The 16223-nt window shown below is 34.4% G+C and carries 14 protein-coding genes; 11 read left to right on the top strand and 3 right to left on the bottom strand.

Annotation, left to right across the window (positions count from 1 at the left end):
• Positions 1-8: 8 nt before the first annotated feature.
• A complete protein-coding gene (locus AC5SR4_RS13285; RefSeq protein ID WP_495356761.1) occupies positions 9-959 on the bottom strand; it encodes a phosphoribosylaminoimidazolesuccinocarboxamide synthase in 951 nt (316 codons plus the stop codon).
• A 101-nt stretch (positions 960-1060) separates the two neighbouring features.
• Positions 1061-2014 (bottom strand): PhoH family protein, encoded by a 954-nt coding sequence (locus AC5SR4_RS13280; RefSeq protein WP_495356760.1) that lies wholly within the window; start codon positions 2012-2014, stop codon positions 1061-1063.
• Between the two features lie 154 nt (positions 2015-2168).
• On the opposite strand from AC5SR4_RS13280, the gene AC5SR4_RS13275 reads away from it, so the two are divergent.
• The 6 genes from AC5SR4_RS13275 to dnaN all read left to right on the top strand — a co-directional run bounded on the left by AC5SR4_RS13275 (position 2169) and on the right by dnaN (position 7531).
• On the top strand, positions 2169-3023 hold the full coding sequence (locus tag AC5SR4_RS13275; RefSeq protein ID WP_495356759.1) for an SAM hydrolase/SAM-dependent halogenase family protein: 855 nt from the start codon (positions 2169-2171) through the stop codon (positions 3021-3023).
• A gap of 18 nt (positions 3024-3041) precedes the next feature.
• Positions 3042-3338 (top strand): putative quinol monooxygenase, encoded by a 297-nt coding sequence (locus AC5SR4_RS13270; RefSeq protein WP_495356758.1) that lies wholly within the window; start codon positions 3042-3044, stop codon positions 3336-3338.
• 39 nt (positions 3339-3377) lie between these two features.
• Entirely contained in the window at positions 3378-4097 is a 720-nt protein-coding gene (gene gldF, locus AC5SR4_RS13265) for a gliding motility-associated ABC transporter permease subunit GldF (protein WP_495356757.1), read from the top strand.
• Complete coding sequence (locus AC5SR4_RS13260) at positions 4094-4579, top strand: hypothetical protein (RefSeq protein ID WP_495356756.1); 486 nt, start codon at positions 4094-4096, stop codon at positions 4577-4579. Before gldF ends, AC5SR4_RS13260 begins: the two co-directional genes overlap by 4 nt.
• Positions 4572-6239 carry a gliding motility-associated ABC transporter substrate-binding protein GldG gene (gene gldG, locus AC5SR4_RS13255; RefSeq protein WP_495356755.1) on the top strand — a complete coding sequence of 556 codons (1668 nt, stop codon included), beginning with the start codon at positions 4572-4574 and terminating at the stop codon, positions 6237-6239. Before AC5SR4_RS13260 ends, gldG begins: the two co-directional genes overlap by 8 nt.
• A gap of 173 nt (positions 6240-6412) precedes the next feature.
• Complete coding sequence (gene dnaN, locus AC5SR4_RS13250) at positions 6413-7531, top strand: DNA polymerase III subunit beta (RefSeq protein ID WP_495356754.1); 1119 nt, start codon at positions 6413-6415, stop codon at positions 7529-7531.
• Positions 7532-7658: 127 nt separating this feature from the next.
• Here the strand turns inward: dnaN and AC5SR4_RS13245 are convergent, their stop codons facing one another.
• Positions 7659-7997: a DUF4870 domain-containing protein gene (locus tag AC5SR4_RS13245; protein WP_495356753.1), complete on the bottom strand. Its 339-nt coding sequence runs from the start codon at positions 7995-7997 to the stop codon at positions 7659-7661.
• A gap of 152 nt (positions 7998-8149) precedes the next feature.
• Here AC5SR4_RS13245 and AC5SR4_RS13240 point away from each other — a divergent pair, with 152 nt between their 5' ends.
• The 5 genes from AC5SR4_RS13240 to AC5SR4_RS13220 all read left to right on the top strand — a co-directional run bounded on the left by AC5SR4_RS13240 (position 8150) and on the right by AC5SR4_RS13220 (position 16215).
• Positions 8150-10003: a sigma 54-interacting transcriptional regulator gene (locus AC5SR4_RS13240; RefSeq protein WP_495356752.1), complete on the top strand. Its 1854-nt coding sequence runs from the start codon at positions 8150-8152 to the stop codon at positions 10001-10003.
• Positions 10004-10180: 177 nt separating this feature from the next.
• Positions 10181-10735 (top strand): OsmC family protein, encoded by a 555-nt coding sequence (locus AC5SR4_RS13235; protein WP_495356751.1) that lies wholly within the window; start codon positions 10181-10183, stop codon positions 10733-10735.
• A 68-nt stretch (positions 10736-10803) separates the two neighbouring features.
• A complete protein-coding gene (locus tag AC5SR4_RS13230; RefSeq protein WP_495356750.1) occupies positions 10804-14295 on the top strand; it encodes a thiamine pyrophosphate-dependent enzyme in 3492 nt (1163 codons plus the stop codon).
• Positions 14296-14506: 211 nt separating this feature from the next.
• A complete protein-coding gene (locus tag AC5SR4_RS13225; protein ID WP_495356749.1) occupies positions 14507-15535 on the top strand; it encodes a c-type cytochrome in 1029 nt (342 codons plus the stop codon).
• Positions 15536-15537: 2 nt separating this feature from the next.
• Entirely contained in the window at positions 15538-16215 is a 678-nt protein-coding gene (locus AC5SR4_RS13220) for a Tat (twin-arginine translocation) pathway signal sequence containing protein (RefSeq protein ID WP_495356748.1), read from the top strand.
• Positions 16216-16223 lie beyond the last annotated feature (8 nt).

Below are 16223 nucleotides of genomic sequence, written 5' to 3'. Positions count from 1 at the left end.
TAAGCTTTTTAAGACTCCTTTAAATATGCTAATACATTAGCCTCGATACGTGCTTGAATATTACTAACATCTGCTTTTTCAAAAGATTCACCTGTAATGTTTTCGTATAGTTCTATATAGCGATCGCTAACGGTTTCAATGTACTCATCGCTCATAAATGGTACTGTTTGCCCTGCTAAGCCCTGGAAATTATTGCTTATTAACCATTGACGGACAAACTCTTTACTAAGTTGCTTTTGTGGCTCACCTTTTTGTTGACGTTCCTCATAACCATCTTCATAAAAATACCTTGATGAGTCTGGAGTATGGATTTCATCAATAAGCACAATTTGTCCATTCTTGGTTTTACCAAATTCATATTTGGTATCTACTAGAATGAGACCTCGTGAAGCTGCTATCTCAGTACCGCGTTGAAATAATTTACGGGTATAGTCTTCCAAAACCAAATAATCAGCTTCGCTCACAATGTTACGTCTTAAAATATCTTCACGTGAAATATCCTCATCATGGTCGCCCATTTCTGCTTTGGTAGCTGGCGTGATAATGGGCTCTGGAAACTTATCGTTTTCTTTCATACCTTCGGGCATAGGAACACCACAAAGGAAACGTTTTCCTGCTTTGTATTCGCGAGCGGCATGGCCCGACATATAACCTCTAATAACCATTTCTACCTTAAAAGGTTCGCATAAATGTCCTACAGCCACGTTTGGGTCTGGAGTGGCCACCAACCAATTTGGAACTAAATCCTTGGTTGCTGCCATCATTTTTGTTGCAATTTGGTTCAATATTTGTCCTTTATATGGTATACCTTTGGGCATTACCACATCAAAAGCCGATAGCCTATCTGTAGCTATCATTACCAATTGCTCATCATTAATATTATATACTTCTCTAACCTTTCCTTTGTAAACACTTTTTTGCCCAGGAAAATTAAAATTGGTATCTATAATTGTATTCATTTTTTTAAGTTAAAAGTTAAAAACTAAAAGTTAAAAGTTGCTCACTCATAACTCTGAACTCATAACTGTTAGTTGTTAGCTGTTAGTTTTTCACTAAAAATCTACTCCCTATTCTCTATACTCTTATAAGCTTCAATAACCTTCTTAACCAAACGGTGACGAATAACATCTTTATCATCTAAAAATATCATTCCGACACCATCCACATTTTTTAATATTAATAAAGCTTCCTTAAGTCCGGAAATAGTACGACGCGGCAAGTCTATTTGTCCAGGATCGCCTGTTAATAAAAACTTAGCGTTTTTCCCCATACGGGTTAAGAACATTTTCATTTGGTTATGCGTTGTATTTTGGCCTTCATCCAAAATAACAAACGCATTATCTAAAGTGCGTCCACGCATAAAAGCCAAAGGTGCTATTTGTATAGTGCCATTTTCTATGTAATGTGCTAATTTTTCAGCGGGTATCATGTCCCGTAAAGCATCATACAAGGGCTGCATATACGGATCTAATTTTTCTTTTAAATCACCTGGCAAAAATCCAAGGTTCTCTCCTGCTTCTACTGCTGGCCTGGTTAAAATAATACGCTTAACCTCCTTGTTTTTTAAAGCCTGTACCGCCAAGGCTACACCTGTATAGGTTTTTCCTGTTCCAGCAGGACCAATGGCAAACACCATATCGTTAGCACGCATGCTTTCCACCAACTTGCGCTGGTTGGCCGTTTGAGCCCTAATTAGTTTACCACCTACACCATGCACAATTACCTCTCCACTTTGCTCAGATGTATTATAATCATCACTACTTTGACTAGTGAGCACACGTTCAATAACATTTTCATCTAATTTATTGTATTTAGCAAAGTGTTTGAGCAGCATCGTCATTCTACGGTCAAATTCTTCGAGTAGTTCTTCATCTCCAAAGGCCTTTACCTTATTACCTCGCGCTACGATCTTTAGCTTTGGAAAGTGTTGTTTAAGAAGTTCTATGTTGGTGTTTTGTGCTCCAAAAAATTCCTTTGGAGTGATTTCTTCCAGTTCAATAATAATTTCGTTCAAATGCGTCGATTTAATTTTAAAATTACTTCTGAATTAATTAAAATAATATTTATTCAGATGAAATGATTTATTAGTTTTGTTCTGTATCAGTTAAAACCCAAAAATACATAAATTTGGGTGACCTAACGCTAAAAACATATCAACAATTTTGCCAATGGCGATAATAACTTTAACAACTGATTTTGGAGAAAAAGACCACTTTGCTGGTGCAACAAAAGGCGCTATATACAGTGAATTACCCGATGTTGAAATTGTTGATATCTCACATAGTGTATCGCCGTTTAACATTCCTGAAGCAGCATACATTATCCAAAATGCTTACAAAAGTTTTCCTAAAGGCACGATACACATTATTGGCATAGACTCCGAACTTAATGAGGAAAACAAACACATTGCCATTAAACTAGATGATCACTATTTTATTTGTGCCAATAATGGCATTATGAGTATGATATGTTCTGAAATTGCTCCTGAAAAGATTGTAGAAATAAATATTCATGATAAGATACAAACCAGCTTCCCTGTACTAGACGTATTTGTTAAGGTAGCTTGCCATATTGCCCGTGGGGGCACTTTGGATGTAATAGGCAAGAATATTCCAGAAATAAAACCTATTAAGAATATTGTTCCTTACGTAAATGACGATAAAACGCAAATTATTGGTAGCGTTATCTATATTGATAATTATGGAAACGTAATAACGAACATTAAACGTCACTTTTTTGAAACCATACAAAAAGGACGCGCTTTTGAAATTTCAGCTAGAAATTATAAGTTTAAAAAAATATATGGAAAGTATAGTGATATAGTGAACTTTGAAATTCCAGAGGAAAAACGCCATAATGAAGGTCGTGGACTAGTGGTGTTTAATTCTGGTGGATTTTTAGAGATTGCTGTTTATAAAAGTAATAGTGCAACCGTTGGAAGTGCATCTACTTTAATGGGGTTGAATTTAATGGATACTGTAAGTATTGGTTTTATTTCGTCATCCTTGTTACCTAAAATTTAGATAATTAAAAACACTGCTATGTTAATAAGAATTGTAAAAATGGGGTTTCACGAGCATAACATTGATGCTTTTCTTAGTAATTTTGAGGCTAATAAAAATAGCATTAAGGCTTTTGAAGGGTGTCTGCTTTTAGAATTGTACAGAGACAGAAATAATCCAACTCAGTTCTTTACTTATAGTTATTGGGTAGATGAAGTGGCTTTAGAGTGTTATCGTCACTCTAAATTGTTTAAAACGGTTTGGGCTAATACCAAACCACTTTTTAACATAAAACCCGAAGCTTGGAGTGTGGATAGATTGGAAACCCTGAATTGATGGATAAAGATGTTTTGATAATAACTTTTTACTAAATAAATGTTTGCCATTTTAAGGAAAGAAATAAATTCATTTTTTGCATCCCCCATGGGATATTTGGTTATTGCCATTTTCTTGTTACTTAACGGGTTATTTTTATGGCTATTTAAAGGTGAGTTCAATATTTTGGATTATGGGTTCGCCGATTTATCGTCCTTCTTCTTATTATCACCTTGGATTTTGCTTTTTTTAACCCCTGCTGTAACCATGCGTAGTTTCTCAGACGAAAAAAAACAAGGCACCTTAGAACTCTTACTTACAAAACCCATATCGCACTTTAATATCGTTATGGGTAAATACCTAGGAGCTTTTATTTTAATTATAATAGCACTTACCCCAACCCTATTGTATGTATATACTGTTTATCAATTAGGAAATCCAACAGGCAATATAGACTTTGGCAGTACATTAGGGTCTTATTTTGGCTTGTTATTCTTAATTGCCTCTTATACTGCCATTGGAGTCTTCACCTCTACACTATCTGATAGTCAAATAGTGGCATTTATAGCATCGGTGTTTATTTGTTTCGTGTTTTATATTGGCTTTGAAGGTATTGCAGACTTCACTTCAAGTACTTTTATAGACCAAATGGGTATGAGTTCTCATTTTAAAAGCATGAGCCGGGGTGTACTGGACACACGAGACATTGTATATTTTTTAAGCATTACCTTGTTTTTTTTAGTGCTTACTAAACTAAATATTAACAACGCAAAGAAATGATTATAACTCCTTTATTTGCTGTCTTTTTTATTATTGTATTTATTTTGGTTTGGATATTTACAAATACTATAGACAAACGTAAATGGCTAAGTTTTATAATGAGTTTGGTTTTAACACCTCTTGTTTACTTTTATGTGTTTTACCCTCTTATAAATATTTTTTGCAGTTATCACCACGAAAAGCACTTTGATGGCTCTGCATGGAAAAACAGACCTGCATTGCGTTATGAAATGAGCGATGAAATTATTGAGGACAGCCTATTTTTAGGAAAGACCAAGAATGACATTGAAACACTTTTAGGAAAAAGCGAGTGGTATGGATGGGATGATAGCATTAAGGCGAATTCGCCCGATAAATGGAATTATAATTTAGGATACAAGCCCGGTGCTTTTAACATGAACCAAGAATGCTTAGAGTTGGTGTTTAAAAATAACAAAGTTACAAGTGTTAAACAATATCAATTAGAAACAAAGTTTGAATAACCAAATAAAACATATAGGGGCTTTGCTTATCGCCCTAGTGGCCATTAATTATTTAAGCAGTCTTATTTTTAAACGATTTGACCTAACAGAAGATAAACGCTACACACTAAGTGCTGCCACTGTTAACATTGTTAAGAATGTAGAATCCCCTCTAATTGTGGATGTATTTTTAAGCGGTGATGATTTTCCTTCGGAATTTAGAAGGTTACAAAGTGAAACCAAGCAGTTAGTTGAAGAATTATCGGCAAGAAACAGTAACATTATTTTTAATTTTATAAATCCTATAGAAGATGATGCTACTCGCGACCGTAATATACAACAACTAAATGCACGTGGATTAACCCCAATGCAGTTAAGTGTACAAGAAAATGGAAAATCCACACAAGCTATTATTTTTCCGTGGGCACTAGCTAGTTATAATAACCAAACGGTTACCATACCATTAATAAAAAATAAAATTGGCAGTACACAGCAAGAGCTGGTTACCAACTCTGTACAACACTTAGAATATGCCTTTGCTGATGGCATTAGCAAGCTAACTAGACCTAAACACCGCAAAATAGCTGTCTTAAAAGGCAATAAACAATTGGCCGATAAGTATATTGCTGATTTTATTAAAAAACTAGGGGAATACTATTTTATTGCGCCTTTTACTTTAGACAGTGTTGCCAACAACCCACAAAAAACGCTTGAGGATTTAGAAGGGTATGATCTAATCATTTCTGCAAAGCCTATTGAACCTTTTACTGAAGATGAGAAGTTCGTATTAGACCAATACACCATGAATGGCGGTAAAAGCCTATGGCTTATTGATGCAGTGGCCATGGAAAAAGATAGCCTATACAACGAATCTGGGAGAAACTTTGCCGTTAGTCGTGATTTAAACTTAACCGACTTCTTTTTTAAGTATGGCGTTCGCATTAATCCCGTAATGGTTAGTACACTTTATTCTGCACCAATTACCTTAGCTATAGGTGAAGGCAGTGAGTCACAATTTCAACATTTGAAATGGCCATACTCTCCATTAGCAGCTTCAAATAGCACTAATCCAATTGTTAATAATATAAATTTGGTAAAATTTGATTTTGCCAATCAAATAGATACTCTAAAAAACAATGTCTCTAAAACCATCCTATTAGAAAGTGCTCCTTTAACAAAATTGGAAGGTACACCTAGGGAAGTAAGCTTAAATTTAGTTACAAAACAGCAAGACCCTGCGTTATTTAATAAGGGCAATCAGTCATTGGCCGTTTTATTGGAAGGCGAATTTCCTTCCGTGTACAATAACCGCATAAAACCTTTCAAAATTGCTGACGAGAAGCAAAAAAGCGTCCCTACCAAGATCATTGTGATTGCTGACGGGGATGTTATAAAAAATGATATTGTTAGGAATAAACCCCAAGAATTAGGATTTGATAGATGGACAGGACAAACCTATGGTAACAAAGAATTTTTATTGAATGCCGTTAATTACTTACTTGACGATAACGGACTTATAAACATTCGCTCTAAAGAAATAGCCGTAGCCTTTTTAGATCAGGAAAAAATAGCAGCAAAAAAAACCGCATGGCAACTTGTAAACATCTTACTACCATTGGTGTTGCTGTTAGGTTTTGGTTTTGTATTTAATTATGTAAGAAAGAAAAAATATTCAACCTAAATGTTAATAAGTTTGTTTCCAATATTAGTTCGTATGGAATATATTTGTAGGTAACATAATTAAAACTTAAACTAAGCTATTTAAATGAAACATTTGCAACCAACTGCTCACTGCTATGGTTGTTATTTTTTAACAAATGTTACATTTGACCATAAAAAAATATAATCCAACAAATGAAATTTATTGTATCAAGTACCTATTTATTAAAACAATTACAGGTTTTAGGTGGTGTTATTAATAGTTCGAACACTTTGCCTATTTTAGATAATTTCTTATTTGAATTAAAACAATCTAAACTAACCGTTTCAGCCAGTGATTTAGAAACCACTATGGCAGCCGCTCTAAAAGTAGAAAGTGACAGTGAAGGTAGTGTTGCTATTCCTGCACGATTGTTGTTAGATACTTTAAAGACATTTCCTGAACAACCTCTTACATTTGTTATTGAAGACAATAATACTGTTGAAATAAGTTCCAATCATGGTAAATACGCGTTGGCATATGCCGATGGAAATGAATTCCCAAAAGCTGTTGCTGTAGAAGATCCGAGCAAAACAGTCATTCTAGGAGATGTTTTGGCAACGGCGATTAGCAAAACTATTTTTGCTGCTGGAAATGATGATTTACGTCCAGTAATGAGTGGTGTGTTTTTCCAATTTTCTACAGAAGGTCTAACCTTTGTTGCTACAGATGCTTTTAAACTAATTAGATACGATAGAGCAGATATAAAATCCAATCAAGCGGCAGAGTTTATTGTTCCCAAAAAACCTCTAAACCTTTTAAAAGGTATATTAGCAGGAAGTGAAGAAGATGTTACAATAGAATACAACGATTCTAACGCTAAATTTACATTTGACAATATAGAATTGATATGCCGACTTGTAGATGGCAAATATCCAAACTACGATGCTGTAATTCCTAAAGAAAACCCGAATAAATTAGTGATTGATAGAAATCAATTTTTAAACTCGGTAAGACGTGTGAGTATCTTTTCCAGTAAAGTAACACACCAAATACGTTTAAAAATTGCAGGTGCCGAACTTAATATTTCAGCTGAAGATGTTGATTACAGCAATAAGGCCGAAGAACGATTAACCTGTGATTACCAAGGTGACGATATGCAAATTGGGTTTAACTCACGTTTTTTAGCCGAAATGCTTGGCAACTTAAACGCTGACGAAGTTCAACTAGAAATGAGCTTACCCAATAGAGCAGGTATTTTAACACCAGTAGATGGCCTTGATGATGGCGAACATATTACTATGCTGGTTATGCCAGTGATGTTAAACAACTAATTAATTTATTGCTAAAATATTTTATAAACTTAAAAACCAATAACTAAACTAAATAAGACTATATTTTAGTAATATAAAAGCTCACCAAAATTTGGTGAGCTTTTTGTTTATTTAAAAAACAAATGTATTAATTAATGAAATTAAAAGACAGAGGGTATTGAGGTACTTCCCCTTTACTGGCTTTAATGGCATTGACAATAGGGAATACCCACGAAATAATACCTAAAAGCACAAAGCCCAACAACCCCAAACCTAACAACAGAATTAATGGAATACATAATAAGCAGTATACAATTAAACTCAATTGAAAATTAATGATGCTTTTGCCATGGGTATCCATTTGATATACTTTTTCTTTTTGTGTAATCCATATAATTAGTGGTACCAATAGACTTCCAAATCCTGTTATTAAAGTGATTAATTGACTTAAATGGGTAATGACTAAAAGTTGATTGTCTTCTCTCATGATGGTTATATATTTTTTTTGATTGACATATATTCGACGGATAACACAAAGAAATGTTACAAGTTCTTATACAAAAAGCACAATTTCTAAATAGTTAGACTATTAACTCATATAATTTATTAATATCTTTAACACGTTATTGATTCTATTCTATGTCTAAACAAGCATCAAAGAACCTTATTGATTTTTTATCTGAAATTCCTTTTTTTTCAGAATTATCACCAACATCATTAAATCGGTTGTTTGACAACTTAACTGAAGTAACATTTATAAAAAATGAAGTAGTTTTTAAAAAAGACGATATAGGAGATTCTATGTATGTTATTGTAAGTGGTAAAGTTAAAATTCATGATAAGGACCATATATATGATTCTCTAGAAACTGGAGGTTGCTTTGGCGAATATGCTTTAATTGATAACGAAACACGCTCTGCAACCGTGACTGCTTTAGAAAAAACAAACCTTTTAAAAATAGATCGATCACATTTTTTAGATTTAATGCATCACGATAGAGGCTTTGCCCAAGGTATTCTTTCTGTTATGATTAAACGCCACCGTGAATTGGACAATATTCAAGAAAACCTTGCGTCATCAAAAAAGGAAATTGAGATAGCCAATGCTAAAATGAGCGGACTCATTAATGGTGCTATGGATGCGATTATAATGTTTAATAGTGATTTTAGAATAATACTTACCAATCCTTCTGCCAATAGATTATTAGAAAATGATGATGTTTCCCAGCGTAATGTACTTTTCTTTTTTAATGATGAAAGCTCTAGTTTAATTGAATCTTCAGTTAAATCTGAATTAAAAAACAGTGAAAACTCTACCAGTAAATACATACCTAATATTGTAAAAGTAATAGGCTCTAACAATACTGAAACCTTCAATGAAGGCACTTTAAGTAAATATGATAACGGAGAGGAAACCTTTTTTACACTTATACTAAGGAATATAGAAGACCGTTTAGTTGCTGAAGACACCATAAATCTACTTACAAAACAAACGCAGTATCTAGAAGAAGAAATTCAAGAGCTTACAAGTAGTTATGGCATCATTGCTGAAGACAAAAAAATGAAGGCCACACTTAATCTTGTACACCAAGTTGCAAAAACTGATGCCACAGTTTTAATACAAGGTGAGACGGGTACGGGAAAAGAACTAGTAGCCCGAGCTATACATCGTGAAAGCAATAGAAGTGACAAACCCCTAATTAGGATTAATTGTGGGGCGATACCTGAAAATCTTATAGAAAGTGAACTTTTTGGTCATGAAAAAGGCGCTTTTACCGGAGCTACTATAAGTAGGAAAGGTCGTTTTTTATTAGCTGATAAAGGCACTATCTTCTTAGATGAAATTGGCGAGATGCCTTTAGAACTGCAACCAAAACTATTACGTATTATACAAGAAGGAGAGTTTGACCCTGTTGGAAGTTCTGAAACCATTAAAGTAGATGTTCGTATTATTGCTGCTACACACAGAAACCTTTTAGAGTTCTCTAAATCAGGAAAATTTAGGGAAGACCTATATTACAGGCTCAATGTTTTTCCTATAAATGTACCTGCACTAAGAGATAGAGGCAGCGATATTTGTTTAATAGCTCAAGAAATGCTTACTCAATTCTCTAACAAACTTAGCAAGCCTAAAATTGTATTATCAGAGCAAGACAAATTATTATTGACATCGTATAATTGGCCTGGGAATGTTCGTGAACTTCAAAACTTAATAGAACGGGCCGTCATTGTATCACAAAACGGAAACATAAATTGGCAAGAAATTATACCTATATATCCAAACCAACAAACTCATAGCAGTAATGATGATATTACTGAGAAAATTCTAAACTCTAAAGAACTCATACAGTTAGAAAAAGAGAATATCTTAAAAGCGCTGAAACTGACCAAATGGAAAATATCCGGTAAACATGGTGCTGCTGAACTATTACAACTCCCTCCTACAACACTTACTTCTAGAATTAAAGCTTTAGGAATAGAACGCCCTATATAAATTCACGAAATCTCATAAATAATATAGCGAAATATCGTGAATATATGATTTTTCGTTACACTTACAATTACATAAAACTTATTTAACAAATTGATTTTCAGATATTTAATTGTTTTGGCACGCCAAATGCATTATATAAGCCAAACAAATCATTTAACAATTAAAAATTTAGAAAACATGATTACAACAGCAAATGTAAAAAACGGAGTAAACGTAGATCAATTAGTAGAAACTATTGGACACATCCAAGAACAACCAGAATTAGCAAACTTTGAATTTAGAGCTAAAAACAACTGGATTGATGGTGGTCATTGTGTATCAAGTATTAAAAGCTTTTATGGAGCTGGACAAGAAGACTCCTCTAGAGAAGAAACATTCACTATGGAATGTAGCCATCCTCAAGTATTATTAGGACAAAATGAAGCCGCTACACCACCAGAAGTTGTATTACACGCTTTAGGTTCTTGTTTAACAGGTGCTATGGTATACCATGCAGCTGCCAATGGTATAGACATTGAAGGTGCAGACTCTAACGTAAAAGGCGGTATGGACTTACACGGATTTCTAGGGTTAAAACCTGAAGTAAGAACTGGTTTTAATGGTATTACAGTTACACTTAGAGTAAAATCGGATGCTACTGCAGAACAATTGGAAAATTTAGCAAAATTCTCTCCAGTATTCGATATCATTACTAAACCTACACCAGTTTCTATAGAAATTGTAAAACAATAGTAACAACCTAAAAAAATGGCTGTCCAAATATTAAGGGTCAGCCATTTTTTTAATAATTCAGTCACAAAATGGAACCTTCAAAACATCATATATTAAATGCAAACCAAGCAGTAGCAAACATTGCCTATAAAACCAATGAAGTAGTTCCAATATACCCCATTACGCCAGCATCAGAGATGAGTGCCTTGGCAGAGCAATGGCAAGCTGAAAACAAGTATAACTGCTTAGGAAACACACCTAACGTATTTCAAATGCAAAGTGAGGCTGGTGTAGCTGGAGCTATGCACGGCGCCTTACAAACAGGATCGTTAGCAACAACGTTCACAGCATCTCAGGGGCTTTTATTAATGCTTCCAAATATGTATAAAATAGCGGGGGAATTAACCCCCAATGTTATTCATGTAGCAACCAGGAGCATAGCAACACATGCCCTTTCTGTATTTGGGGACCATAGTGATATTATGGCAGCCAGACAATCTGGATACGCTATGCTAGGAAGTGCTTCTGTACAAGAAGCCCAAGATTTTGCACTTATTTCTCAAGTAGCTACATTACAATCTAAAGTTCCTTTTGTTCATTTCTTTGATGGTTTTAGAACTTCTCATGAAATGTCTAAGATTGAACTAATTACTGATGAAACTATAAAATACATGTTGGATTTTAAAGCCATTAAAAATCATAAAACAAGAGCTTTAAATCCAAACAAACCAGTTATTAGAGGAACTTCTCAAGGTGCCAATGTGTTTTTTCAAAGTAGAGAATCCATAAACCCATTTTATAAAGCTTGCCCAGAGGTCGTACAAAACACTATGGATACTTTTGGGAAACTAACTGGTAGACATTATCAAATATTTGATTTTATTGGGCACCCAGAAGCTGAACACATTATTGTTTCAATGGCTTCATCTACAGAAACCATTGAGAAAACCGTTCATCATTTAAACAAAAATGGTGAAAAATTGGGGCTTATAAAAGTTCGTCTATACAGACCATTCAGCACCAAACATCTTATAAAAATTTTGCCTTCCACATGTAGAAGTTTAGCCGTGTTAGACCGTACCAAAGAAGCTGGCTCTACTGGGGAGCCACTCTATTTGGATGTGCTACAATCCATATTAGAAGCATATCAAACTAATAAAATAAATAGTATGCCTAGAATTATTGGTGGTCGATATGGCTTATCATCAAAAGAATTCACCCCTACCATGGTTCAAGCTATATTTAATAATCTAAAACAAGATCAACCAAAAAACAACTTTACCATAGGTATTATAGACGACGTTACAAATCTAAGTTTGAATGTAACATCTCCATTGGCAATAGACACTATGCACCAAGCTATTTTTTACGAATACAAGCATAAAAACATTGGAAGGTATCTAGACAATACTCTTAAAACTATAGGCAACGACCCGAAAACTTTTGTACAGGGTTACATAGAATGTGATTATAAAAAGGCAAATTCCAGAAGTATATCACATATACGCATAGATTCCAGCCCAATAAAAGCGCCTTATCTCATTGAAGATGCTGACTTTATTGCTTGTGAAACTGTGAATTTTACAGAAAACGATAACACCCTTGGTAGTTTAAAAGACAATGGCATACTGCTAGTTAATACCGAAATGACCTCAAAGAAATTCTGGCAAGCTTTATCCTTTAGAAAACAGCAGCAAATTAATAAAAAAAAGATTCGCGTATTTATTGTTAATACTAAAGAGATTTTTACAAACAAACTACTTATAAACAATAATATTTCTGCTTTGCAAGCTTGCTTTTTAGCATTGACAAATCAAAATACCAATATAGAACTCACAACCTCCATAAAAGAATATATTTATGAGGTGAATACTAATATTGAAGCCAATAAACATATTGAAACTGTTAAACAAGAAGATACATTTTTACAAACACTTACAGGCAAACTATTATCTGAAAATGCTTCAGACATCCCTGTAAGCTTATTACCTAATGATGGAACCTATCAAACAGATACATCAAAATATAACACAGTTCAACCTACAGACTATATACCTAAATGGAATATAAATGCGTGTACACAATGTGGAGCTTGCAGCATGGCTTGTCCGCAAGCTGCATTAAGATCAAAAGTTTATGATGATAGCTATTTAAATGAAGCCCCGATAAGTTTCAAGTCAGTCAAATCCAAGGAAACCGATTGGGAAGTAGATATCTTGAATTATACTATCCAAATAAACCCAGAACAATGTAACGGATGCAACAATTGTATAGACGCATGTTCTGTAAAAGCTTTAAAAATGGCTAGCAAAAAAAACATTTTAAAGGAAGAAAATGAAAATTGGGATTATTTTGAAACCATTCCAGAATTTAACAGAAACCGTATAGATGTTTCCAAAGTAAGTCAACAACAGCTACAAGAACCATTGTTTAAATATGCCATGGGAGACAAGGGTTGTGGTGAAGCGCCTTATTTAAAACTTATGTCCCAACTTTTTGGAGATAGACTTCTTGTAGCGAATGCTACTGGAGCCAGTTCTATTTTTGGTGGTGCTTTACCAACCACACCTTGGAGTAAAAATAAAAACGGACAAGGGCCGGCTTGGTCTAATTCCTTGTTTGAAGATAATGCTGAGTTTGGGTTGGGTTATAGACTATCCTTAGATCAACAAGTGCAACAGGCAAGAACTTTACTAGAAACACTTTTGCCTAAACTAAATTTTGATTTAGTGTGTGATATTCTAAATGCTACGCAAAAGAATGAATCTGAAATCAACCAACAACGCTTAAGAGTTAATCAGTTAAAACAACTACTTAAGACCATAAATACGTTTGAGGCCAATCAACTATTAGCCGTATGTGATGCCTTAGTAAAGAAAAGTGTTTGGATAGTTGGAGGAGACGGGTGGGCCTACGATATAGGTTATGGTGGAATAGACCATGTTTTAGCTTCCGGTAAAAATGTCAATATATTAGTTTTAGACAATGAAGTTTATGATAATACTGGTGGTCAAGCATCAAAAGCCACTCCTTTTGGAGCTCAAGCAAAATTTGCGCACAATGGTAAGCAAAAACAGAAAAAGGATTTAGGCCTTATGGCCATGAATTATAACAATGTATATGTTGCATCAGTAGCCATAGGTGCCAATCAAGAACAAGCTCTAAAAGCCTTCAATGATGCCGAAAGTTTTGATGGACCTTCTGTTATTATAGCTTACTGCCATAGCGAATCACATGGCATTAACATGAAACAACCCAGCATATACCATAAAGCAGCTGTAAATTCCGGACAATGGCTATTATATAGAAATGATCCCAGAAGATTAGACAAAGGACAAAACGCCTTACAATTAGATTCTAAAACACCAACAATACCTATTAAAGACTATCTAAAACTGGAAAAGCGGTTTTCTAAATTATTAAAAGATAAACAGCTTTTTATAACTGTCACTAATAATTATCAAAAACAGGTTGACAAGCGGTTTGACTTGTATTTACGATTGTCTTCTCAACAAAACTATGGCAGAAGTAAAATCCTTCAAAATAATAACATTTTAAAACAATTGACATATTCTAAATAAAATTTAGCAATTCAATAATAAAATAAGAAAATAATTTAAGGGAGTGCATCTCTTTTTTTTGTAAATTACAAGTTAATTGATGCATCATTCTTCCTTTATAACTTTTGTTCTATAGAATTCTAACGAACAACGCCTATAAAATTTAATCCTACTTTGTTTGTTTCCCATTTTGCTCCTCTTCTTAATCATTATTGATTTTAAATATGCTGCTATGGCAAAAAAAGCTTTAATCACATATAATGAATTAAGATGGCAATCACTCCTATGCTTTGGAGCTATTCTGGCATTATCTATAATTCTATCCCTTTTTGTTTTAGGTATATTGTCTACTACCCCTTCAAACAAGCTACCCGATATCTACTATATGAATTATGATGTATCTAACTTAAATGACACGAAAGAAAACTTAGATATTAAATATGGCTATCAACTTTTTACAGAAACCCCAAAATATATTGGACCAGACAATGGTAATCTAAATATGGTATATCAAGGCAATAGGCTAGCCTGTACAAACTGTCACCTTAATTCAGGCACAAAGCCTTATTCTGGGCCACTGATTGGTATTATTCAACGATTTCCACAATTTAGAGGTAGGGAAAATAAAATGGGCACCATAGAAGAACGAATCAACGGCTGTATGGAACGTAGCATGAATGGACGTATACTGCCTGAATATGGCAAAGAAATGCAAGCCTTAGTAAAATACCTTGCATGGTTAAGCAGATATGCCCCAAACAATGGGCAAATTGAAGGTCAAGGGTTTATGGAAATTGAAATTCCAAAGCGAGCGGTAAACCTAGAGAATGGAAAACAAGTTTTCTTGAAAAACTGTATTGTTTGCCATACAGTAAACGGAAAAGGTAAAAAATCTTTAGATGGATCAACCTATGAATACCCTCCATTATGGGGTGACGATTCCTATAATAACGGAGCGGGTATGACTCGAGTAATTACGGCTGCTCAGTTTATAAAAGCCAATATGCCCTTTGGAACAACCTACTTGAACCCTCTCTTAACCGATGAGGAAGCCTATGATGTTGCTGGATACATTAATCAACAAGAACGCCCAAAGAAATCAAATCCAGAAAACGATTTCCCGGACAGAAAAAAGAAACCCGTCTCTACACCTTATCCCCCATATGCCGACAATTTCTCTATTGAGCAACATCAAAAAGGACCTTTTCAACCTATTATGGAGTATTACAAAAAAACATATAACATAACTAAAACTAAGTAATTATGAAAACAACAGAAAGCAATTCAAGACGCCATTTTTTAGGAGCTCTTGCACTTGGTGCAACTGCAAGTACTTTGTCGGTACTTACAAATCCTATCTATGCCAATGTACCAGTATCTGACACAAAAAAAATAAATGAAGCAGATAATTGGTTTGACAACATTAAAGGAACCCACCGCATTGTTTATGACGGATCTACACCCCATAAAGGGTTTCCAATAACATGGAACTGGGCTTTTTACCTGTCTAACAACGGTACAGGTACACCAGATGAAGACATGACTGCCATGACTGTATTAAGACACAAGGCCATACCTATAGCCTTTGAAGATCGCTTATGGAAAAAATACCCTTTGGGAGAGGTTTTTGAAATGACTAAAGCCAGTGGTGAGTTTTATGACAGAAACCCTTACTATGAACCACAAGAAGGTGATTTTCCGCTTCCTCAAATTGAAGGTCTAAAACGTATGCAAGAGCGAGGCGCTATGTTTTGCGTATGTGACTTAGCAACCAAAGTATACAGCAATGCCGTTGCTACAAAAATGAACTTAGACCCTAAAGCTGTTTATGAAGATTGGGTAAGTGGTATACTCCCCGATATACAACTTGTACCATCAGGAGTTTGGGCTCTTGGTAGAGCTCAAAAACATGGATGTGGTTACATTTTTGCAGGAGAATAATTAAAATT

It is taken from the genome of Aestuariibaculum scopimerae (assembly GCF_059428085.1).
This window is presented reverse-complemented; position numbering and strand designations above follow the sequence as displayed.